The sequence below is a fragment of the Lysinibacillus sphaericus genome, from assembly GCF_002982115.1.
GTDB lineage: Bacteria > Bacillota > Bacilli > Bacillales_A > Planococcaceae > Lysinibacillus > Lysinibacillus sphaericus.
Genome location: NZ_CP019980.1, coordinates 2,235,837 through 2,257,252 on the forward strand (window position 1 = coordinate 2,235,837; position 21,416 = coordinate 2,257,252).

The 21,416-nt window shown below is 32.2% G+C and carries 22 protein-coding genes and 1 pseudogene; 21 read left to right on the forward strand and 2 right to left on the reverse strand.

Annotation, left to right across the window (positions count from 1 at the left end; translation table 11 throughout):
- Positions 1–108: 108 nt before the first annotated feature.
- The 11 genes from LS41612_RS11380 to LS41612_RS11430 all read left to right on the forward strand — a co-directional run bounded on the left by LS41612_RS11380 (position 109) and on the right by LS41612_RS11430 (position 7,703).
- Entirely contained in the window at positions 109–1,008 is a 900-nt protein-coding gene (locus LS41612_RS11380) for an ABC transporter ATP-binding protein (RefSeq protein ID WP_024364141.1), read from the forward strand.
- Positions 1,005–1,781, forward strand: coding sequence for a DUF2705 family protein (locus tag LS41612_RS11385; protein WP_024364142.1), 777 nt, complete (start codon positions 1,005–1,007; stop codon positions 1,779–1,781). The genes LS41612_RS11380 and LS41612_RS11385 overlap by 4 nt, the downstream gene beginning before the upstream one ends.
- Positions 1,782–1,795: 14 nt before the next feature.
- Entirely contained in the window at positions 1,796–2,239 is a 444-nt protein-coding gene (locus tag LS41612_RS11390; RefSeq protein ID WP_024364143.1) for a DUF2975 domain-containing protein, read from the forward strand.
- 10 nt (positions 2,240–2,249) lie between these two features.
- Positions 2,250–2,462 (forward strand): helix-turn-helix domain-containing protein, encoded by a 213-nt coding sequence (locus tag LS41612_RS11395; RefSeq protein WP_024364144.1) that lies wholly within the window; start codon positions 2,250–2,252, stop codon positions 2,460–2,462.
- Positions 2,463–2,468: 6 nt separating this feature from the next.
- The gene (locus tag LS41612_RS11400) at positions 2,469–2,684 is read left to right on the forward strand and encodes a DUF3955 domain-containing protein (RefSeq protein WP_024364145.1); all 216 of its coding nucleotides are present in this window, start codon (positions 2,469–2,471) and stop codon (positions 2,682–2,684) included.
- A 20-nt stretch (positions 2,685–2,704) separates the two neighbouring features.
- Positions 2,705–2,914, forward strand: a complete 210-nt coding sequence (locus LS41612_RS11405) for a DUF3955 domain-containing protein (protein WP_024364146.1) — start codon at positions 2,705–2,707, stop codon at positions 2,912–2,914.
- Between the two features lie 253 nt (positions 2,915–3,167).
- Entirely contained in the window at positions 3,168–4,139 is a 972-nt protein-coding gene (locus LS41612_RS11410) for an alpha/beta fold hydrolase (RefSeq protein WP_024364147.1), read from the forward strand.
- Positions 4,140–4,155: 16 nt separating this feature from the next.
- Positions 4,156–4,824 (forward strand): response regulator transcription factor, encoded by a 669-nt coding sequence (locus LS41612_RS11415; protein ID WP_024364148.1) that lies wholly within the window; start codon positions 4,156–4,158, stop codon positions 4,822–4,824.
- The gene (locus LS41612_RS11420; protein WP_024364149.1) at positions 4,821–5,807 is read left to right on the forward strand and encodes a sensor histidine kinase; all 987 of its coding nucleotides are present in this window, start codon (positions 4,821–4,823) and stop codon (positions 5,805–5,807) included. The genes LS41612_RS11415 and LS41612_RS11420 overlap by 4 nt, the downstream gene beginning before the upstream one ends.
- A 310-nt stretch (positions 5,808–6,117) precedes the next feature.
- The gene (locus LS41612_RS23495; RefSeq protein ID WP_024364150.1) at positions 6,118–6,348 is read left to right on the forward strand and encodes a hypothetical protein; all 231 of its coding nucleotides are present in this window, start codon (positions 6,118–6,120) and stop codon (positions 6,346–6,348) included.
- 284 nt (positions 6,349–6,632) lie between these two features.
- A complete protein-coding gene (locus LS41612_RS11430; protein WP_080653380.1) occupies positions 6,633–7,703 on the forward strand; it encodes a DUF4085 family protein in 1,071 nt (356 codons plus the stop codon).
- A 320-nt stretch (positions 7,704–8,023) separates the two neighbouring features.
- Here LS41612_RS11430 and LS41612_RS11435 read toward each other — a convergent pair whose 3' ends face one another.
- A complete protein-coding gene (locus LS41612_RS11435; RefSeq protein ID WP_024364152.1) occupies positions 8,024–8,446 on the reverse strand; it encodes a ferritin family protein in 423 nt (140 codons plus the stop codon).
- Between the two features lie 53 nt (positions 8,447–8,499).
- Positions 8,500–8,769 (reverse strand): hypothetical protein, encoded by a 270-nt coding sequence (locus tag LS41612_RS11440; RefSeq protein ID WP_024364153.1) that lies wholly within the window; start codon positions 8,767–8,769, stop codon positions 8,500–8,502.
- A 492-nt stretch (positions 8,770–9,261) separates the two neighbouring features.
- Here LS41612_RS11440 and LS41612_RS11445 point away from each other — a divergent pair, with 492 nt between their 5' ends.
- The 10 genes and pseudogenes from LS41612_RS11445 (at position 9,262) to LS41612_RS11495 (ending at position 21,412) form a co-directional block, all read left to right on the forward strand.
- Positions 9,262–9,720: a DUF2231 domain-containing protein gene (locus LS41612_RS11445; protein ID WP_024364154.1), complete on the forward strand. Its 459-nt coding sequence runs from the start codon at positions 9,262–9,264 to the stop codon at positions 9,718–9,720.
- Positions 9,721–10,264: 544 nt separating this feature from the next.
- On the forward strand, positions 10,265–10,657 hold the full coding sequence (locus tag LS41612_RS11450) for a YidH family protein (protein WP_024364155.1): 393 nt from the start codon (positions 10,265–10,267) through the stop codon (positions 10,655–10,657).
- A gap of 711 nt (positions 10,658–11,368) precedes the next feature.
- A pseudogene (gene ltrA / locus LS41612_RS11460) lies at positions 11,369–12,631 on the forward strand (group II intron reverse transcriptase/maturase).
- Between the two features lie 507 nt (positions 12,632–13,138).
- The gene (locus LS41612_RS11465; RefSeq protein WP_080653381.1) at positions 13,139–14,314 is read left to right on the forward strand and encodes an MFS transporter; all 1,176 of its coding nucleotides are present in this window, start codon (positions 13,139–13,141) and stop codon (positions 14,312–14,314) included.
- 4 nt (positions 14,315–14,318) lie between these two features.
- Positions 14,319–16,811, forward strand: a complete 2,493-nt coding sequence (locus tag LS41612_RS23150; protein ID WP_024364157.1) for a PEP/pyruvate-binding domain-containing protein — start codon at positions 14,319–14,321, stop codon at positions 16,809–16,811.
- Positions 16,801–17,973: a hypothetical protein gene (locus LS41612_RS11475; protein WP_024364158.1), complete on the forward strand. Its 1,173-nt coding sequence runs from the start codon at positions 16,801–16,803 to the stop codon at positions 17,971–17,973. Before LS41612_RS23150 ends, LS41612_RS11475 begins: the two co-directional genes overlap by 11 nt.
- The gene (locus tag LS41612_RS11480) at positions 17,966–18,751 is read left to right on the forward strand and encodes an HAD-IIA family hydrolase (protein WP_024364159.1); all 786 of its coding nucleotides are present in this window, start codon (positions 17,966–17,968) and stop codon (positions 18,749–18,751) included. Before LS41612_RS11475 ends, LS41612_RS11480 begins: the two co-directional genes overlap by 8 nt.
- 3 nt (positions 18,752–18,754) lie before the next feature.
- Positions 18,755–20,347, forward strand: coding sequence for an alkaline phosphatase family protein (locus LS41612_RS11485; RefSeq protein ID WP_024364160.1), 1,593 nt, complete (start codon positions 18,755–18,757; stop codon positions 20,345–20,347).
- On the forward strand, positions 20,338–20,916 hold the full coding sequence (locus LS41612_RS11490) for an AAA family ATPase (RefSeq protein WP_024364161.1): 579 nt from the start codon (positions 20,338–20,340) through the stop codon (positions 20,914–20,916). Before LS41612_RS11485 ends, LS41612_RS11490 begins: the two co-directional genes overlap by 10 nt.
- Complete coding sequence (locus LS41612_RS11495) at positions 20,879–21,412, forward strand: dCTP deaminase (protein ID WP_024364162.1); 534 nt, start codon at positions 20,879–20,881, stop codon at positions 21,410–21,412. The genes LS41612_RS11490 and LS41612_RS11495 overlap by 38 nt, the downstream gene beginning before the upstream one ends.
- Positions 21,413–21,416: the final 4 nt, after the last annotated feature.

Genomic DNA, 21,416 nt, shown 5'->3' on the forward strand with positions numbered 1-21,416 from the left:
ATTACTTTGTTGTAATGAAATATAAATTTATTGATTTACGATATATTTTTGTTGCAATGTAATTTGTTTTATATTACGATAAAAAACATCAAAAGGAGTGGTTGACAGATGGGGAAAACCGTATTGAAATTAACCGACGTGCAAAAAAGCATCGGCGATAAAAAAATTGTCCATGGCTTAACTTTCGAGGTAAAAGAGGGCGAGATTTATGGCTTTTTAGGACCGAATGGCAGTGGAAAAACAACAACAATCCGAATGATTACAGGGCTAATTAGTATGACGCGAGGAGATATTCAAATTTGTGGCCATAGCATTGCTACAGAGCGAGAAAAAGCGCTCATGAATATTGGTGCAATTGTAGAGAACCCTGAATTATATGGATATATGACAGGTAGACAAAACCTAATGCACTTTGCCAATATGGCGAATCATAAAGTTTCGAAGGCGCGCATTGATGAAATAGTTCAGCTCGTAGATTTAGGAGAATCTATACACGCGCTTGTGAAAAACTACTCGCTTGGTATGAAGCAGCGCTTAGGGATTGCACAAGCCTTGTTACATCAACCAAAAGTTTTAATTTTAGATGAGCCAACAAATGGCTTAGATCCTGCCGGTATTCGCAAAATTCGGGAGTATTTACGCGAGCTTGCACAGAAGGAAAAAATAGCGGTCATTGTATCAAGCCACCTATTAAGTGAGATTGAGCTAATGTGTGACCGTGTGCTCATTATTAATAAGGGCACCTTTATTAAAGAGCACAATTTACATGAAAAACAGGCGGGCGAGCATCGTGTGCAGATTAAAACGACACAAACAGAGGGCATTGATGAGCTAATAGACTGCCGCATTATAAGTGACACATCATTTGAGGTAACAGCAGATGAAGTAGAGGTTGCCGCCATTATTGCAAAGCTCGTGTCACACAATATTGCGATTTATGAGGTTATTCCCAAGCAAAAAACACTCGAAGAAGAATTTTTAGAAATTACCAAGGGGGCAACTTCATGATTAATTTAATCAAAAATGAGTTAATGAAAATTTTCGTAAAAAAGAATGTGGTTGTGTTTTTAACGGTACTTCTTACGTTGCAGGTAGCGACTGCCTTTATTATTAAAAATTGGCTACCACCAGCGGAGAGGTTTTCAAGCTATGTAACATTTTCTCATTTCAACTTTACGATTACAGCGATGTTTGTCACGATATTTAGCATTTCGTTAATGGTAAAGTCGATTGCTGATGAGTTTCAGCAAGGTACGATTAAGCAATTATTAATTCGTCCAAAGACGCGGGTAGCTATTTTGCTATCCAAGTATTTTGCAATCCTGATTACCGTTGTTCTGTTTATTGTCACGGCACTACTGGTTTCGATGCTTGTAGGAGGCTTACGTTTCGGTTGGATGGCAGATGATTTTACACTTGCCATACTGCTTAAAATTATCATGTACGAGTTAGTGCCCATCGTCTTCTATATTACGTTAGCACTTATGCTTGCGAGTTTGTTTACCACAACAATACTACCTGTAACAATTACAATGCTTATATTTTTATTACAGGGTAATATCGTTAACATTATGACAATTGTGTTGAAGAAATATTCGGATGTTGTTGTGTTTAAGCATTTAAGTTTAAGAGATTTGGATGCTAACCCGCTAATTGGAAACGGAACGAATATGCTATCAGAGCACTTAACGTTAACAACGTCCTTTCTTTATGTAGTTATACATCTGCTTGTCATGTTAGTCATAGCAAGTGTGGTGTTTAAAAAGCGCGACATACTGTAAAAGGAGTTGGCAATATGAAGAAGTTAGCAATGTGGTTAAAGTTTCTGATTATAATGGTTGCATTTTCGGGTATATTATTTTGTTTCTTAGTTGTGCCCCAAATGGCAATTAAAATTGAAGGTATGCCGATTATGCTATTTATGTGGGTAACTGCCATCCCTTTTTATCTAGCGTTATTGTTTGCTTGGAAAATTTGCTCAGGAATTACTAAAAAGCTCTTTAGTGAACAGTATGTTAAACATTTTACATACATGAGTTATTTAGCAATGAGTGAGATTGTGCTGTATGCAATTGGCATTGTTTACATCATTATTAGTGAGCAAGCTACGACAATTATCTTCTCATTTTGTTTGTTATTTTTTGGAATGGCAGTAACATTAACCGTATTTTTACGTGTATTAGCGAATGTATTTCAACAGGCGATACAGCTAGAGGAAGAAGCGAAATTAACGATTTGAGGTGGGAGTTATAGCAATCATCGTCAATCTCGATGTCATGTTAGCAAAACGAAAAATGTCGGTGACAGCATTATCAGAAGCACTTGACATTACAATGGCTAATGTGTCGATTTTAAAAACGGGAAAAGCAAAAGCAGTAAAATTTTCAACGTTAAATAAAATTTGTGAAGTGTTAGATTGTCAGCCTGGTGATCTTTTAGCTTATGAAAAAGGGGAGGAATGATGTCATATGAAAAAAATAATCGTCGCATCTGTTCCACTAATACTAGGCGTAATATTGATGATTGTGTCAGCGTTCGCACCTTCCAGTGTACAGGAAGATGGCATGCTGTATGAGCCGTACTTCTTCTTAGTGCCAGTAAGTGTGCTATTCATCTTTATCGGTGTCATTGCATTGATGATTATGGCTATTACAACGATTAAGAAAAACATAAAAAACCGATAAAAGTAGAGGAGAAAGTATTTATGAAAAAAATGATTTTTGCTGTTGTACCCCTTGTGTTAGGGATTATATTATTAATCGCATCAAAGTTTGCGCCTGTCACAGTACAGGAAAATGGCATGATAGACGAGCCATACTTCTTCTTAACGCCAGTAGGTGCGTTGCTGATTTTCGTGGGTGTCGTGGCATTAATTATTACGATTATTTCAAACGCTAAAAAAGCATCACAATAAAATAAATGCTAATAGACAAGCTGATATTTCATCATGCTTGTCTATTTTTTATTCACACAAAAGCTAAGTTTGTTTAACTATATAGTTTATTAGTAAAGTCACGAAGCGTTAATTTAAAAACATTCGTGACTTTTTGATATGTGCCCAAATTTAGTTTATTGACTGTTTAAATTCAAAAAATCATCAAAAGTTTATAAGAATTATATTTTTTTACTTTAACCTTGTATCTATAATTGAAAGGGGCAACTAGAAAATGAAAAAAATTATGAAGTGGTTTTCAGTAGGTTTCTGTATGTTATTGCTTGTGCTTAGCGTCTCTGTCTTTAGCTTCCATAAGTTCAAAGAAAATAAAGAAAGTTTGTTATTAGAGAATAATACGGGCAAACTAATCGATTTTAACGGAAAGAAGATGAATGTTTATTCTGAAGGTCAGGACAATGATACATTTGTATTTATGGCTGGCTCAGCAGTAGCAGCACCGATGTATGAATTAAAAAGCTTGTATCGTCATTTTTCAAAAGAAGATAAAATTGCCGTTGTGGAAAGAGCGGGATATGGGTATAGTGATGTATTTAACGACAATCGGGATATAGATGTAATATTAGAACAAACGAGGGAGGCACTAATGAAAAGTGGGAATAAGCCCCCTTATATTTTAGTACCACACTCTATTTCAGGAATCGAAGCCATCTATTGGGCGCAGAAATATCCGAAAGAAGTAAAAGCCATTGTGGCGTTAGATATTGGTTTACCATCTCAATATATAAAACATCCCGTAGGTTTCGCAGAAAAGACTTTTATGAAAATAGGGAATGCTTTAAGTGAATTAGGATTCCAAAGAGTGTTTCCGAATTTAGCATATAACGATGCCGTCTTAGAGAAAGATTTTCTGACTTCAAAAGAAAAAGAAATATTTAAGGCGATTTCAAATAAACAGGGCATCAACAACGATATGGAACAAGAAATGCTTCATGTCGTAAATAATAGTAAAAAGTCTACCGCATTACCTATTCCCAAAACAACCCCAATTTTATTTATTGATGCTTACCTTGATAAAAATTCTAAAGCTGCTAAAGCATCACTAAAAGACTATCAGGATTTTGCAAAGCAGTTAGACGTTTCAACTGTAATTCAAATAAAAAGCAAGCACAGTATTTACTTGTACCATTCTACTGAAATCTATGAAGAAACCCAAAAATTCTTGCAGGAGATGGTTGAACAATAGTGAGGAAAGGACGAAAATGTTGTTTACAATTTTACTGGTAGAAGATGATAAAATGATTGGAAGTTTATTAGAGAATATATTACAAAAAGAAGGGTATAACGTAATCTGGTTAGAAAATGGAGCTTCATTATATACCGTTATTAAGCAAGTCGACATTGTCATTATGGATATTATGCTACCGGGGGAGGATGGGTATCAAATTTCCATGCGAATTAATCAGCTAGGGCATAATATCCCTATCATATTTTTAACTGCTAGAAGTGATATTGAGAGTAAATTAAGAGGGCTTGAAATTGGCGAAGATTATATGGTAAAGCCATTTGATCCGAGGGAATTATTAATACGAATAAAAAATAAATTAGTTGCTACTTACGGTATTCACAAACAAATACAACATTTATCAATTGATGTTACGCATATGCGTGTTGTTAATCATCAACATCATAAAGAAGTCGAATTGACAGCGATTGAAAAGAAAATATTCTTTTATCTCTACGAAAACGCAAATTTTATTTTATCTAAAGAACAATTCATGGAATACCTTTGGCCGCTAGAGGATCGCAATTTAAATTTAATTAACGTATATATCAAAAAGTTACGCAGCAAAATTGACGATCGAGATGGTGTTATTATTCAAAATGTATATGGAGAAGGGTATCGTATGAATACTCATATGAAACAATGAAACTAAAAAAGAAATATCAACTATTGCTATTGACGGTTATAGGCAGTGTTCCACTTTCTGTTGTCGTGATTAGTGTTATCGTAACCATCATTTACAATCATTTTTCAAATGATGCACAAACCCAGTTTTATGAGTCAAAAGCTTATCCAATTATGCTAGGATTATTTATCGTCAGTTTCTTTGCTTTGGCTATTCTATTCTCTAAATCCATTAATACATTGATTAAACGGATCAATGTATTAAACAAAACAATTATGGAGTTGGCAAGTGACGACAAGAAGAGGCTTCAAAAGATTCCTTACGCTAGAAATGATGAATTAGGGGATTTAACCAATGCAGTAAACCTCCTTATTGACCGGACGATATCAAAGGAAATTGAAATACAGCAACAGGAGCGAATGAAACAAGAACTTTTAACTCAGTTGCGCCATGATATTAATACGCCTTTAACAGCGATGCGCTTACAACTGTACACAATCGAACATGATTTTTCACAACATCAGGATATTTTCAATTCTTTAAACGAACAAATAAACTATATTTCAAAGTTATCCAATGAATATGACTTTGAACGCTTATCTCGTGTTGATAATTCGTATGTAGTCATGGAAAAAGTAGATGTTCCAAAACTTCTAAATACAATTATTTTAAAGTGGAATTTTTTATTTAAAGTCAACCAAATCTCTATTGTGTTAAACAATTGCGCAACTAACTGCCAATGGCGCAGTAATGAAATTTGGTTGCACCGATTATTTGATAATATCTTCCAAAATATAGTGCGTCATGCAGCATGTGATACATTGGAAATCACTTTGCAAACAAACGCAATTAACTTTAAGGATAATGGGATTGGGTTTAATGTGGAGGAAAAGGGCACTGGTTTACGTATCATCGAAGATATTTGTCGAGTACTTGAACTACAGAGTACAATCCAATCCAATGAAAACGGTACTCAAGTGACCATTTGCTATGCGCAATATTAATACTTTCAGTAAAGGCAACGGTTCGAAATTAAAAGCTGGTCAAAATCGTATTAAAACAGCTTATTACGTTCAACATGTATAACTGCTGTCACTCATATAAAACAATCGGAAGCTATTCATACAAGAATTGTGCCTTCTTTTGCTAAAGGTCATATTATAGAATAATAATTTATTAAGCTTCTTTTGACCTAAACGACGCTTTAAGAATTTTAGGTTGCAACAGTAACGCACTTGCATTAACACAAGGTTGCTTATTATCTTTGTTTACGATACATTGCAGTGAAATCGATTTATTTAAAGGGGTGTAAAGGTGGACCTATTACTCTGGATAACGATTGCTTTCATCATAATTGGAATTGTTGTTCTCACTTCTATGAAAAAAGAAATGGAAAGTAAGGTCGAGTATATAAAAGTAAATATGGACGACGGAGAAAATTCATCAAAAGCTAAATCTGTAATTTGGTGGATATGGAGCACTGCTGCTTGGGGGATAGTGAGTATATTTCTTATTGTTTGGTGTTTTCATAATCGCTTCGGATAATTGTTGGCTTCAAATGTGCTACAAAACAGGTACTTATGTAAACACTGAATAAGTATTACTGAAATGTCTATTTTTGAATAATATCGTACCTAATATTTATTATCGGCATCGAAATGAAGGTCAATCTGCCACGATTCTGTTTTTAAAAAAGGAATTATTCTTGTAGTTTTTCAACGCTATCTATTCAGGATAAATTAATAAGAGAGATATAAAGTTTAAGTCCTATAAAGCTAGTCTATTATAGTTATTCATAATTTTCGCTATACAATTAATTAAGGAGTGGAATGATGTTTTTCTTAACACGTGAACGACAGGAAGTATTCAACGCAGCACAGACATATCCATTTGAGGAAGAGATCGATGCTAAATTTGAAAATCATTTGTATGAGCATTTAAGCGAGTATGTAGGGATCTTACCAAAAAAGTTTCAGCAGGAAATTATTGAACGAACTTTATTTCGAAAGGATACGCTAATGGAAGAATTTGAAGAATGGTGCAATGTGACAATTGAGCAGTTCACAGCTAAGAGCCATGCTATTTATGAAAAGCGTGAAGCACTTGTTGAACATTTTAATCCGTCCGCACAAACCGTTTTTTCACAGTCATTTCATGATGGTAAAATTTTGAATGCTGAGCAACAAGGAACTAAATTTACACTTCTCCTAGATATGAGTGGCGGGTTTACAGTCGAATCAATTGTACAGTTAGAGTTTCAACATGCACAAACAGAAGGTCAACTTGAAGGATATTACGTATATGACGAATTAATAAAACAAGAGGATAGATTTGCATTACGAGTGTTATCTAGTTTTGGTAGCCCTTATGCTGAATGGACAATTTTCTTTAAAGATGTGACAGCAAACTACTTGTATCGTCCTGCAGTTTATATTGAACCAGGAGAAATCGCTACATGGGACGATTATGTGCTGGCGCTAAATGCAGATGACAAATACTATATTGTAAAAGATATGCACTTTGTAGAAATTGATTTAGCTAATCTTTCGCAAAAAGATAATGCGATTTATGCTGAAGGGGTATTACTAGGGCATACCTTTGAGGAAGCAAGAGAGCGAATTTATTGTGCTACTTACGAAAATCCGTATGCTCATTTTAGTGAGCCTATTCCGACTGATGAGTTGTCATTGGCTATGTTTGATTTAGACCAAAATATACGCGTTCGTGCTTTCAACACAATTTATGCACTAGGAGAGGATGCTGCAAATATCGTTAATGATACGCTACGTAAAGTCGATGTAAATACAGATGAAAATATGTATTTTGGCATTATAGCAAGTCATTTCGATCAACTCAGTTGTTTAGAGGATGATGTAAAACTGAAATGGCTTAAGGAATAACAAGAGTAAAGTTTATGGAACGATGGCGTAATCATCTTTGAACGAATTTATAGGCTATATATAAACCCACCTTAAAGTTGTTTCAACATATTATCAATATGTACTATAGGGAAATACCCTAGGATGATTTAAGAGATTTGTTAAAAGCGGATTGTTTTATGAAGTTTATAAAAAGATATAAATCACAGTGTGCAAAATATATGAAGACATAATACCAGCGTAGCAACATCTAGTACGGTAAGAGGTTCGGGTCAAAATGATATTGATCGTAAAAGGAGATTTATAAATAAAAAACCGACTTATAGTCGGTAAGAGCATTGTCAATATTGGTTTATAAAGAATAAAAACCAAACTGCGTGATTTTGTTCGTCTGAAGCATTTGAACTAAATTGGTTGCTAATATAAGGTATTGTATATTGTCGAGCCACACGATGATAAAATTCGACCGCTTCTTGTTCGTCTTTAAATGCAGTTAAAATTCCGCTTTTAAAATTTAATGGCAATGGCTCTGTTATTTGTGGAGAAGGGTGTTGACCAGTAAGGGAGGTATACATATAAGCAAAACCTTGGTAATGTCGCATTTCATCTTTTCTTATCTCTAGAATACGTTTTTTAACATCCTCATTTGGAGCAAGCTGAGCCAAGTGCTCATAAAATCGTATAGCATTATATTCGCCATTAATGGCTTTAACAAGATCGACAAGAAATTGATTATTTGAAGTTGGTTGTACGCCGTATTGCAATCGTTCACACTCCTTTTTAATAAGCTTTAAAAGTAACTGGCAGTAACATGTAATTATTGCATCATTTTTTTTACTTGTTTTAGTTCAATGATTATTTGGTCTATCTGTTTTTGCAAATTATCTACTTCTTTCGATTTATCACTATTTTGGTTTTGAGGATCCTGATTATTTGATTTTTCTAAAGCATTTAGTGCTAGACCTGCTGCAACTGCAGAAAGACCGTCACCCAATGTTGCGATGGATGCTCCGATATATGCTAATCTTGCTATTTCAATTTCCGTCGTTTCTAGATTTTGTTGTGGATTTTTTTTATGTCTATTCATTACTATATCCCCCTTTACTTTTATAGTGGAAAATAATCTTAACCGTATCCTATGTATTAAGGAAAAGAAAGGTGACGACCTAAATTTTTTGCAGGAACATTGTTGTAAAGAATAAGTCAAATGAATGTACTTTGGAAACGGATTTAGAGCGTCCATACGACAATGGTTGCTAATTATGATAATTTAGGAATGCCAAGAGCTAGTGGCATAGTGACACAACTGGTAAACGGAGAAGCACGCTACCCTGATGGCTAGTTAAGAATTGTGTACTCCCCTAAGGCCTCTTTAATTCAGAAAATTCAATTAAATAGATAAAGATTTCATTCATCATAATAACAGTTCAATTTTTGTTTCATTATATTAATATTTTCAGTTAAATTTCATTGATAGTGGATAGACTATTTTATAACAAGTGAAATAAACGTTGAATAAATTTTCTTGATGTTTGTTTTGATCTATTGTGTAAATTTTTTTAAAGAAGGAGGCAATTACGTGCCACTACACCCGTCCATTGTGCATTTTCCAATTGCATTATTATTAACAGCAACAGTAATAGAAGTCATCAATTTGTTTTTAAAGAAAGAGTATTTATTTAAGACAAGTACAATTTTGTTTGTAACAGGTTTTGTAACCGGTTTGGTTTCTTTTATGACAGGTGATGCAGCAGAAGAATTTGCGGAACAAAAATGGGGAGAAGTTATCGAATCGACAGTTGAATTACATGAAAATATGGCTTTATTATCTTTAATATTGTTTGGTGCAATTTCTATATTAAAATTATTTGGGCAGAAACTGAAAATTAATACAAAATGGATTGTAACTTTAGTAGTGATTTTAGGTATCATAGGTTCTTCTACATTAGCATATACCGGTCATCTGGGAGGTAAGATGGTGTATGAAAGTGAAAAATTAAGTAATACAAACAATTACGAATTGCCAGATCGTGATTAAAAAATTAGCGTGTATTCCCTATCTGTAAATGCTAGTTTTGCCAATTTCTTATAGCAAGTAATGTTATTTTGTGAATATTTGTTAGATCGTTAAAGTTGAGTACCATTTCTCAAATGATCATAATAAAAGCATTGATACTTGAATTTTCTACTTTTTTCACCTTCACCTACTTAGGGTATTGAAAGTTGTGCAAGTTCATAGCTCCTTGTGCCTTAAATGTTCATTACTACCTCTAAATAATACATGCTCTACAATGAAACACTTGAAAATAATCCCTCTTTTAGGGGGGAGAGGGATGCCCTTATTTTTCTATTTTAACGTGTTATTTTCAAGTGAATTCTGACGGTGGCGTGTGTCATTAATCATTTTTATTTTCCCATTACATAGTAATATGTAGAACAAAAGATTAAAAGAAATGGTTTTACATCATTTCTCAACATACTTTAAATGAAAAAACAATCATCCTCTTTTATTTTTTCTACAATACGATATATTAAAATAGAATAATTGAAAATATGCTAACCAAAGAGTAGGTGTTAATTAGATGGAGAATCACCCTTTAAATCAGGCAGAAATAGAAATGAAGCAATTAAAATATGCCCAGCAACATTTGGCAAATGAAAGAACATATTTAGCATGGATTCGAACGGCCATTTCCATTTTAGGGGTTGCTTTCTTGGCAACGAGTTTGCACTTTGCTATAGGAACGGTTCGAAATTTTTGGGTAGATTTTTTATCAGCCATAATTGGCTTGTTAGCTTGTTTATTTGGGATTTTAATTATCTTTACAGCTACATTTAATTATTCTGCAAAAAGAAAACAGATAGTGAATGAAGAGTTTGTTCCATCAAATAGACATATCATGTGGATTTCTTATTTTTTAATTATCTTAATATTATTGGTGGTTATTTACTTTTTGATGATTAGTTTATCATAGATTAAAGTCTATCCTCTTTTTTCACCAAATCTGACCTTATAGGTTTGAAAACACATAAAAAAGCCACAAATGTGAAGTGACCCCTAAAAGTTAGACACGGTTATTTCATTAGGCAGCTTGGGTAAAATGAGTTCGGTACTGCACCGAACTCATTTTTAATGTGCGCCCGGTATGCGTATGAACTATAGGGTGCAAGTCCCGAACCCCAAAGACAGAAGTAGAGGTTAGCCAAGAGCAAGGGTGTCCGTGGCGACGCGGAATCTGAAGGAAGCTGGAGCCAAAACACCGGTCCGAGGAACACGAATCTCATAGAAGGCTAGGTATGATTGGATGAGTTTGCATTACAAAACAAAGTCCTTTCTGTCGAAGGTCATATCGAGTAAATGAGGCGGATAGATGGTGTGAAAGTGCATACGCTTACCCGGGGAGGTCTGATGGAAACGTGAAGTACCCTTCATAACCTACTTGGTGACAAGTAGCTGAACCATCAGAAGTCAGCAGAGGTCATAGTACAAGTGAGTCTAGAATGACTTGGAAGGACTGAACAATTAAGAGAGAATAGCCCTTGGCATTCCATCTCGAATGAAGGAACACAGAAAACAGAGAAACCTCACGCTTAGAAAGTAATGGTGAAGTCCATGAGGGTATTTGCGGAGGGTGTAGTTCAGATGGGCATAAGAAGATAAGCTATTCACGGAAAGGAACGAGATGGTGATGTTGAATCAAATTCTAGCACGTCCGAATATGATACAAGCATTAAAGCGAGTGGAAGCGAATAAAGGAAGCCATGGAGTAGACATGATGCCCGTACAAACCTTACGTCAGCACATCCTCGAAAATTGGGCATCCATTAAAGCGCAAATTCTAGCGGGAACCTATGAACCGCAACCGGTACGTCGTGTCGAAATCCCGAAACCAGACAACGGTGTGCGTCTATTAGGAATCCCAACCGTGACAGACCGTTTGATTCAACAAGCTATATCGCAGATATTATCTAAGGAATATGACCAAACTTTCTCGGACAACAGTTATGGATTCTGACCAAATCGGAGTGCTCATGACGCAGTCCGAAAAGCGAAGGGTTATTTAAAAGAAGGTTATCGATGGGTTATTGATATGGATTTAGAGAAATTCTTCGATAAGGTTAATCATGACCGCTTAATGGCAACATTAGCGAAATGAATTTCAGATAAATCCTTATTAAAACTAATTCGTAAATATCTCCAAGCTGGTGTCATGATAAATGGAGTGGTTTCTAGTACAGAAGAAGGAACACCACAAGGTGGTCCTTTAAGTCCTTTACTTTCAAACTTCGTTCTAGATGAGCTAGATAAAGAGTTAGAGAAACGTGGACATAAGTTCGTTCGATACGCAGATGATTGCAATATTTATGTGAAGACAGAACGTGCAGGACTGCGAGTCATGGCGAGTGTACAACGATTTATCGAAGAAAGACTTCGACTGAAAGTCAATGAAAAGAAGTCAGCGGTAGACCGCCCGTGGAAACGGAAATTCTTAGGATTCAGTTTCACAGTTCATAAAGAACCTAAGGTTCGCATTGCGAAATCAAGCCTCGTTCGAATGAAAAAGAAAATACGAGAAATTACCTCAAGAAAGATGCCTTACTCCATGGAATACCGTATCGAGAAATTAAACCAATATTTAATTGGATGGTGCGGATATTTTGCGCTCGCAGACACCTCTTCAATATTCAACAGATTAGACAGTTGGATTAAGAGAAGGTTGCGAATGTGTCTTTGGAGAAATTGGAAGAAACCCCGAACAAGAGTCAGAAATCTCATTCGTTTAAAAGTTCCATACGGAAAAGCATACGAATGGGGAAATACACGAAAAGGATACTGGCGCACCTCAAAAAGCCCCATATTACACAGAACCCTCGGCAATTCCTATTGGGAAAGCCAAGGGCTGAAAAGTCTGCAAGTTCGTTATAAAACTTTGCGTTATTCATCTTAATTGAACCGCCGTATACGGAACCGTACGTACGGTGGTGTGAGAGGTCGGGAGTTAATCACTCCCTCCTACTCGATTTTTATATAGGCGGAACAATCTTATATTATATCTTCAACAGAAGTATCTTTTTGTAAGGAAAAGAGAAGAAAGAGGAGGGTTATTAATGTAATTTTTAAGCCAATTATTTCTATTTTATTACAAAAATCAGCTATTTAGACTATATTATTCTAAATAATTTAAATTAACAGTTTTTTTATTATTGTATAATTATACATTATGTGGTAAAAATATTTATGTGAACTTTTTGTAAAATAATTGTAAATATTATATTAAATCGAATTCATCGCTAGTAATAAAATTCGAGAAAAAACAACATCGAAATGGGATTGTAAATTTATTAATTATTTTTAAAGAGAAAGTTTATTATTTTAAAATAAAAAAATCGGGGGGATCACTATAATAAATATTCAACTTATAAATTCCAAAAATAAAAAATTATTTATAAGTGGAATGCTGTGTAATTCATTAGGGAATGGTATATTTCTAACAATATCCACCATATATTTTATCAATATATTGAATATCTCAACTTGGATATATAGTTTTATTTTACTTTTAGGAGGGTTATTGGGGCTTTTTTCTGGCACTTTTTTCGGTCATTTAGCAGATAAAGTCGGTTCAAAACCAATATATTGCTTATCCCTATTAATTCAAGGTATTTGCTGTATAGGATATTTATTTGGAGGAAATATAGGCATTTTTATAGCCTGCTTGATTGGCAGTATTATTTTTGAAAAAGGAGCTTCAGCGGCTAGAGGTGCCATGATGGTAGAGATAGTTTCTAGAGAAGAAAGGGTGAAATTTAGAGCTTTAACTAGGGTAATTGTAAACGGAGCGGCTTGTATAGGAGCAGCTTTAGGTTCTATCGTGTTAATTTTAAATGCTGAGAGTGTTTTTTTAATAGCTATTTTATTTAATGGACTTACATTTGTTGCTACGTCCTTTATTTTTAAATGTATGTCTATAAAAGGAAAAAAACCGGTCGAACAAATTATATTAACTAATGATTCTATAAGTCAAAACACCTCAGTACTAACAGCTTTATCCGACAAAAGATTTCTTATTATCACATTATTAAATTCCGTTTTAGCATTACACTCATCAATAATTAATATAGCTATACCCATTTGGATTTCCCAATATAGTCAGTTGCCTATATGGCTAGTTTCAGCTGTAATTTTAATAAATACTATAGGTGTTATTTTATTTCAAGTGAAGGTTGGGGAAAACGTCAAATCAATAAGAGATGCAACAAAAGTTGCACAAAAAGCAGGGTTTTTATTAGCTATTACTTGCATTTTTATAGGAATGAGTAATACTGTCCCAATTTGGGCTGGAATAATTATGATTTTATTAGCTGGAATTAGTCAATTATTTGGAGAACTGTATCAAGCTGTTTCTGGCTGGACCTTTTCATTTGAATTGGCCCCTGAAGATGCTTATGGAAAATATCAGGGGATATTTAACGCTGGAAAAGATGCAAGCTTATTAGTATCCCCTCTGATTTTCACTTCATTAGTTTTACCTGCAGGGCTTTTGGGATGGGGAGCTTTAACTATACTTTTTATTTTAACTGCATTATGTACTGATAGATTGGTATATTCTAATAAATTATTAAAGGGATGAAATTATGATTTTAACTGGACCAGAAATTATAAAAGCACATAAAAATAAAGAAATAATTATAGAACCATTTTTATATGAACATGTAAACCCAAACAGTTATAATTTTCGAATTGGAAATAAACTTAGAATATATACGTCTGAGGAACTAGATCCCAAAAAATTAAACGAATATGAAGAAATTGAAATCACAGAAGAAGGATATCTATTAGAACCTAATAAATTATATTTAGCTCATACTATAGAAAAAATGGGAAGTAACAATTATGCACCTACTTTCGCAGCTCGATCATCAATTGCAAGGTTAGGATTATTTATTAATCTATCTGCTAGTTTAGGTGATATCGGTTTTATTGGGCAATGGACTTTACAATTGTGTGCGACACATCCTCTTAAAGTATATTCTGGGATGCCAATTGGTCAAATTATGTGGTGGAAACCAAAGGGAAGAATCGAATTGTACAATGGTAAATATCAAAGTTCTAATGGACCTAGAAGCAGTGAAATATACATGGATTTTAATAAAACTAAAAAGCATACATTATTACCGGTATTAGGAAGTTTAGTGAATGAAAATATTGTTGGTAATAAATTCAACTCATTATCAATCCTTAGTAAAGATTACCTTGTTCCTAAAGCCTTTTGTATTTCCACAGAATTTTTAGAGCAATTTATGTTTACAGCTCAAATTAAAACTCAATTATTTAATGAAATGATAGATATAAAATCAACAGTGGGCGCTTTTATAAGAGATTCGTCAAAGAAAATCAATTCAATAATGGAAGATATTTACATTAATGAACAGGGGATTGCCATTATTATAGAAAGGATAGATGAAATATTTGGGGATTGTAATGAGAAAGGAAAATATGCAATTAGATCGTCCGGTACTAATGAGGATGGTAAGCAAAATAGTTATGCAGGAATCCATGATTCTTTTCTTAATGTAAGTGGAATGAAAAACATCATAAAATCAATAGAAAAGGTAGTTAAATCATACTACTCAGCTACTGCAATTATCCAAAGAGTAACAAATGGTGATTTTTCAAGTAATCCAGAAATTGCTGTAATAGTGCAGGAGATGATTGATTCTCAAGAAGCAGGGGTAGCTTTTAGTGAAAAATATAATAATGAGATAATTGTTTCAATTGAATCAGTAAAAGGATTAGGCGAGCAATTGGTTTCTGGTGTTGTAGAATCTTCAAAAGAAATAGTCTCAAAAGAAAATTATTTAGAAAAGGAAAATAATATTCAAAAGATTTACTCCTTAGCATCCTCCATTCAAGAATACCATGGTTATGATGTAGATATAGAATGGAGTATTCTTCATGAAAAAATTTATCTTTTACAATGTAGACCTATTACCAAAAAAACGGTTAACGATAAAAAAGAAAATATAAAACAATTTTCTTTTTTTGATCTGTATCATGAGAATCCACCGAAAAGTTTTGAATTTAAAGAAGTTGCGGAGATTTATGTTTCCTATACTAACAAAAGGAAAAAATCTATTGAAATAGCGAATAAGTATGGCTTTAAAACATCTTTAGGTTTTGTATTAAATTACAATAAACTTGGCCTTCAAGATTTCAAATTTAATTCCAATAAATTATTAGAAAATATGTTTAAAAATAAAGAAGTAAATTCTTATTCTAAATTCGTTTTAGATTTTAACCAATTTTCAAGACAAATCATTATTGAAAAAGAAGAATTGGTTGATAATTTACTACAACATTTACCTAAAGATAGTGATTTTATCACTAATACAGTAATAATCAGACCATTTTTTAGTGGTGAAGCGGGGTTAATTGTTTCATCAGGAGAATTAGGAATGTTTATTGATATCTCAGAAAAAGGTTTGTTGAGCCTAAATAGAGGTATTATTGAATCTTCAAAAATTACTTTTAATGAAAAACATGAAATTATAAATATTAGCTCAAACTGTCCTCATTACATAATAGATGCAGTTAAAAAAAATCAACTAAATTTAGCAAATTGTGTTAATGAAATAAACTCTGAATTCAATACAACTACTACAGAATGGATTTACGAAAAAGGTATATTTTGTTTTATAGATTATTCTAATAAAGGAAAAGTCAATTATGAAAATATTATTAATACCTCAATAATCTCAAGAGGAGCAGCGAAAGGTAAAATATTTGATTTAACAAAATATTCAGAAGAATTACATAGACTCTCTATTGGAGCTGCGGTAAGTATAGATGATGAGAAAACTTTAGATCTCTCATATCACCAAGTAATTCAAGAAATTATTGAAGAACTTGAAAAATATAAGGAGAAGCCAATAGTTCTAGCAAAATTACCTTATGCTTGTTTATCTGGAATTTTAAATATAGCTTCGGGTTTTATTTTTGAAAAAGGATCTACTTTGTGTCATTTAGCTATATTACTTAGAGAAAATGATATTCCAGCAGTTGTTGCAAATAGAAAAATAAAGTCTGAGGAAGTAACAATAATCGAGGGTAATATTTATGAAAAATAATCTTTTAAAATTGATTTGTGGGGAAAGAGGCTATATTGATAAAAGCCCCGTTATAACACAATCTTTTATCAGTGTGATGTTCGACCAGAGCATATCGAGTGGGAAAATTCCAAATACTATAGTTATAGACATAGATAAGTTGGAAAATAAGATAAGAGAGATTGAAATTTACGATTCCAAAAATAAAAAAAGTTCATATAAGCAAATTTTTAACGAGAAATTTATTACTGGAATGCAAGTAAATAGTGAAATTATTCCAATAGAAATTTTTAAAACTAAAATTTTGTTGCCATTATGTTTGATGTATGAAAAAGATTGTGAAATTTACTTATTCAGCTATCTGAGAATATTAAATAATAAAATATTATTTATTTTTTCAGGAAAAGAATTTCGGGAAAAAATTGATAAGAATAATTTACTTACCTTATTTCAAGAAAAACATAGACAAAATGCTTTATTTTTCAATAATCATCAATGTTATTATAATAAATTATTTAAAGGAGAAGAAATTGAATATAAATATACATTACCAAAAAATGGTGATATATGGAAATTAACACAAGATTTTTATAACGATGTTAAATTAAATAAAATTCCAGAATATATACCTGAATTTGGGGATGAATTTCAATCGTGGGATTATGAAAATTATCTATTCGAAATTAATTCTCCTATTGAGGAAAGGGGTTATATATCATTTATTCCTTTAACAAAAGGCGGATATACAATTAAGCGAAAATGGTTTTCAGAAGACAGTGTGAAGAGAAGAGAAGTGCATTATAAAGAGACTGAAAAAATTAGTGATTATAAAAAATATATTCATGATAGATTTGGAGTAACTGGTAGAGAACTTCCTTCGTTTCAAAGAATACGCTACGATGTGAATTTTGAATCTATACTTACAGGTCATGTGTTTGGTGTGTATTTTGACTACTCATATTTACATTCTGATGAAACTAAAGTCTTGTGTCAATGTGAGCTAGAATATATTAGAACAAGGTCAATAAATAGAAATGATGAACGTGAAATGTTAGAACAATTTAATGAATTGGCAAATTATATGGATAAATTCTTTAAAGAGAGAGCGATTCCAACTAATAGAGGCGTTTATTCAAAACTATCATTTCTAAAAAATTGTATAAAGGAGAACAACGATGACTAAGAAGGTTATTCTTTTGGATTTAGAAGGTACTTTGTATACAAGAGAAGGATTGATAGAAGGAGCACTTGAATTAATTAATTCTTTGAAAAAAAAATATATTGTTCGTTTTATTACCAATTCAGATTCGAAGTCGCAACTATCAATATATTTACACTTAAAAAAATTAGGTTTTAATATCAAATCAGAAGAAATCTATACACCAAGTCGAATTATAAACACTTATTTTTTAAACAAGATTAAGTTAGCTTTCTTTTTAACATCAAAAGAAATAAAAGAGGAGTTTAAACAAAAAGGACAGATTGTAGAAAAATATAATGCTGATATTTGTCCTACTCATGTTGTTATGGGGGATCTAAAGGAGGTATTCGACTATAACTCAATCAATACAGCTTTTAGATATCTAGATAAAGGTGCAAAATTAATTCTTTTACAAGAAGGGTTATATTATTTATCAGATAACGAAAAAAATATTGATACAGGTTCTTTTGCTAATATTTTTCCCAAAAAAGTACAAGATGAAAGAATATTAATAGGAAAACCTTCTTCAATATTAATATCCGCAATAATGGATGAATTAAATATTAAAGATAAAAAGGATTTTTTAATTGTAGGTGACGATATTTTTTCAGATATTTTAATGGGGAATAATCTTGGGATTGATACAGCATTGGTTAAAACAGGAAAGTACAATTTACAAAAAGGGTTATCAACTTCTATAAAACCAAATTACTTATTAGAATCTGTAAAGTATTTAAGTGAAATACTGGAGGAAATATAAATAATGACATTAAATTGGTTTATTTTTGATGGTATACCGAAATGGTTACTAGAAAGGTTATTAAATACTGGAGAACTTCCATACTTTAAAAAAATTATAGATAGTGGAAGCTTTTTTGATACAAAACCTAGTTACCCAAATTGTCAAACTCCAGCAGCAATGGCCACATTGTTAACGGGACAGTCACAGCAAGAACATAAAATAAATGGTTATTGGATGCAAGGAAAAGAAGACCATAGAAAGTATGTGAATTCCTTATTGCAAGCAAGCCCTGAAGGAAGTTTAATTTGGGAGGATTTAAGTAAAGAAAATATCGAAATAGATTTAATACAAATACCTTGGTATAAAGAAACCTCTAAAAAAATAAATTTTGTTGGGGGTATTAATAATCGAATTTCACGAGAAAAATATTATGACTTATCCAATAGAGATATATTAAATATAGAAGATGAAGTTGGAATTATTAAGGCAATTAAAAAAGATGCTTTTACATGGCAATTAGAATCAAATAATTATTTTACTTGTATAAATGACAAAAAATGGACACTTTTTACTTCGAATAAAGGACATTCAGCGTGGTATAGGGTAGTAAATTCAAATGAAAAAGAATACTTAATTCGAACAGCAGTTTGGGAAATGGTTTATTCCTCCACTAGAAATGACTCTATTTTGTTGAATAAAACAATCGGTAAAAACCCTTTTCTAGGTGAAACTTTGGGTGGTATGTATAGAACAGGATTATTTGGAAAACAATTCTACATTGATGGAGATGGAACAGCAGAGAATCTATATTTAGATTTATATAAATTATCATTTGAATATTATAAGTTAGTACTAAATGAAATTTTTAAAAATAGAAGTGAAAACAAATTAAGAATAATTTATGTACCTTTCACAGACGATATCGGTCATGAACTTATAGGGTTTCTTAATTCTGATATTGAAATACCAAAAAAATATGAAATGAAAGCATTTGAATTACTGTTAAAAGTTTATAAATATGCCGATCAATTACTAGAAATCGCGTATGAAGAAGAAAAGGATTTTGATTTTGTAATTTCTTCCGACCATGGAATGAATGGCGTTAGCACAATGTTCCATCCAAATGATTTACTTGTATGTAACGGATACGCACAAAAACCAAGTGGCGATTTTGAAAATACAAATGAAAAAACATCACATGTAATATATCATGTTGTGAATAATGGTTTTATATACGAAAATACCAAAAATCATGATAATAAAATTTTAAAAGCTGCATTAACAAAATTAATAGATTATAGGCATCCTATTTCGAAAAAAAAAATGGTAAAGGAGCTAGTAGATATAAATGGGGAAAAAGTTAATTTACAAACATTTAACGATAAAAAATGTTATATAGTATTTGCTGAAAATGTAATGCCTAATCCAGAATTAACTAAAAATCTTAGCATAATTAGTAAACCTAATAGATCCGCTACGCATCATACTTATAATAGTGATAAATTAAATGGAATATTCATAAGTTCTTTTAAATTAAAAGAAAGTAGCATAAAAAGTAATACAGAAGTTAAATCCATAATTTTAAAAAAAATGAGGGGTAAAAATTGTCAATAAAGATATCGGTTATAGGAAAGTCGGGCGTAGGAAAATCTACTTTTTCAGAATTAGCACAGAAATTTTTTGAGGAAAAGGGTTGCTGCACGGAAATCATAAAATTATCTGAGCCATTGTATACATTACAACATCAATTTTATGAATTTTCTGATTGTGATATCACTGGTAAAAGTTTTCAAGATCAAATTTTGATGGAAAATATCGCTAATATATTGAGAGGGTTAAATCCCTATTCACTCGTTTCCCATTTCTCTAAAAGAATGAATAGGATAGATTGTGAAGTTATAATTAATGATGATCTTAGAGATCCATACATTGATGGGAAATATTTTTTAGATAATCAATTTTCTATTATTCGTATAGAAGCTGATGAATCTATAAGATTGTCGCGGTTGAAAAATCGAAATGACATTTCACGTTCAGATAAATCCTCAGAAAATATAAATTTAATACCTACAAATTTTATTATTGAAAACAATGGAGATTTAACGATGTATAAACAAAAAGTACATACTTTGTTGGAGGAAATATATGATATTAACAGGAAACGAGATTTACAAAGAAATTAATACAGGAAGAATAGTAATTGATAATTTCAAAATAGAAAATTTAGAACCAAATAGTTATGGGTTTTTAATCGGCAATAAAATATTGGAATATACTGATTATAATTTAGATTTTAAAAAAACACCAACAGTGGTAGAAAAAGAAATACCTAAAGATGGATTTGTGTTGGAACCAAATAAATTTTATCTAGCATCTACTTATGAAAGGATGGGGAGTAATTTTTACGCTGCTACATTATTAGCAGATTTATCGGTTTCTTCAATGGGAATGTGGATTCAACATTCTGCTCCACTTGGTCACCACGGAGCTATTATTCCTTGGACTCTAGAAATTAGGGTTTTAGAAAAGATCAGAATCTATCCTTTTATGAAAATTGGTAAAATAGCATTTTGGACTCTTCAAGGAGAAAACGACAAATACAATGGTAAATATATTGGCTCTGAAACAGTTGTGGCTTCTAGGTTTTCTCAAGATTTTTCTATTAATAGAAAAAGGTGATTTA